The 2,032-nt window shown below is 53.2% G+C and carries 2 protein-coding genes; both read right to left on the bottom strand.

All coding sequences use genetic code 11. The features are described from left to right. The coding region (locus H6F80_RS00055) for a Zn-dependent hydrolase (protein ID WP_190789587.1) at positions 1-1,048 on the bottom strand (1,048 nt) is incomplete at its 3' end. 140 nt (positions 1,049-1,188) lie between these two features. After that, a complete protein-coding gene (locus H6F80_RS00050) occupies positions 1,189-1,905 on the bottom strand; it encodes a GntR family transcriptional regulator (RefSeq protein WP_206755012.1) in 717 nt (238 codons plus the stop codon). Between the last annotated feature and the right edge of the window lie 127 nt (positions 1,906-2,032).

Here is a 2,032-nt window from a genome sequence, read left to right as displayed (position 1 = left end):
AATAGCTCAGGTGCGTCTCCTCACAGATCTGCGCGATCGTCTGCTGAATGTGCTTCGCGGCAGGGGTTGGCTCTACTTCTAGAATCGGCTGAATTTCCATTGTGGTTTGCGTTGCGGTAGCAATCGTCTGCATTTGCTGCTGAATCTGGCTTAACATGGTGTCCAGCACCTCACAGGACAAATCGCGCAGGTCGATCGAGAGTTCCACCCGTCCCGGCACAATGTTCACCGCATTCGGCGCAACCGTGAGATAGCCAACCGTTCCCACGGGCTGAGACGGCATCGCCAGGGCAATTTGCTGCACTGCCAAAATCAACTGCGCGGCTGCAACCAAAGCATCCTGCCGCAGGGTCATTGGAGTCGTTCCTGCATGGTTGGGCTGTCCGGCAATGCTGACCTGATACCGCTGCATTCCCACCACGCCCTGCACCACGCCAATCTGATTGCCCGTTTTTTCCAGTACCGCGCCCTGCTCAACGTGCAATTCCACAAATGCCGCCAAATCCGATCGCTGGGCTTGTGCCAGAAAATCCCAGTTGCCGCCGATCGCTTCCAGCGCATCCTGAATCGGAACGCCAGTGGTGGTTTTGTAGCTCTCTGGTGCCGATTTGACGGTTCCCGCGATCGCCCGACTACCGATCATGGTGCTTTCTTCGTCGGTGAAGACAATTAGCTCGATCGGATGGTGCAGCCGTACGTCATTTTCCCGCAGGACGCGCACAATCTCGATCCCGGCAAGCACCCCCAGCACGCCGTCATAGCAACCGCCCGAAGGAACCGTGTCTATGTGGGAACCTGTCGCCAGCACGGGAGCGGTTTCATCCACGCCTGGGTATCTGCCAATCAAATTGCCTGCCGCATCGATTCGCACGGTCATGCCTGCGTCGGTCATCCACTGCTGCACCCGGTAACGTGCCTGCAAATCTTCAGGCGTAAAGGCAAGTCGGCAAATGTCTCCGTTGGATTGCCGCCCGATTTTTGCCAGCCGCTCGATACTGTCATTTAATCGATCGCCGTTCACCGTTAACCGTACTGTACTGTTCACCATCACCTCTAACCTTCCTACGCTCAAAATGATTTTTTCTTCTGTCGGTTTTTCTATCTGTTTTTTCTACCTTTTTTATCTTTTCTTCGATTCGTTCTCTAATTTATTCTCTAATTTGTTTTCTGATTTGTTCTTAACGTTAATTACTTTGCTGCATCCGAGTGATGCAAATGCTCAATGCTTTTGATCACCCTGGCTTTGCTGGCAGTGAGATGGTCTTGAATCGCTTGAGCGGCTGCCGATCGATCGCGCTGAGCAATTGCCTCATAAATCTGCCGATGCTCTCGCCGTACTTCCAGCACTTCTGGATCATGCCGCAGGGTTTCCATTCGCAATAACGCCATTTTGTCGAATACCTGATCGAGCAGAAACACTAGCCAGGGATTGTTTGCGCTCTCAGCGATCAGGTGATGAAAGCAATAGTCGAGGTTAAGGAGGCGATCGGCACAGGTTTTAGAACGGGGAGCATCAGAGCTTTCCAGCGTCAGCAAATGTTCTGCGTCGGTGACGTATTGCGCCAACTGCTGAATCTGGCTCTGGCTAGCGTGCTGGCAGGCTCCAACCACTGAAAGCTGCTCTAGCGCAAGCCGACAATCATAAAGCTGCATCGCGTCTGTTGCTGAGATCGCCGTAACCCGCAGTCCACCGCTGCCGTCTGCTGTGACTAATCCCTCGCGCTGGAGCTGGCGAATTGCCTCTCGAATCGGGGTGCGGCTTACCTGGAGCTGCTGAGCAAGCTGAGTTTCAACTAGCCGATCGCCCGGAGCTAACTGACCTGCAAGAATGCTCGATCGCAGTGCCTCGTAGGTCTGCTGATGCAATGATTTGGTGCGCTGAATGGGTGGTGCAGAAACGTTCAACAAGACACCTCCAAAAAACAAGCGATCGCCGTTCAGTTTGCTTAAGGTTGAGTTCGCCTAAGGGCAATCAGTTAAAGCCAGATGCAGTAAACCTAGATGCAGTAAAGCGGTGTTGAAACCTATGATG

It is taken from the genome of Leptolyngbya sp. FACHB-711 (assembly GCF_014695615.1).
GTDB lineage: Bacteria > Cyanobacteriota > Cyanobacteriia > Elainellales > Elainellaceae > Leptolyngbya_A.
This window is presented reverse-complemented; position numbering and strand designations above follow the sequence as displayed.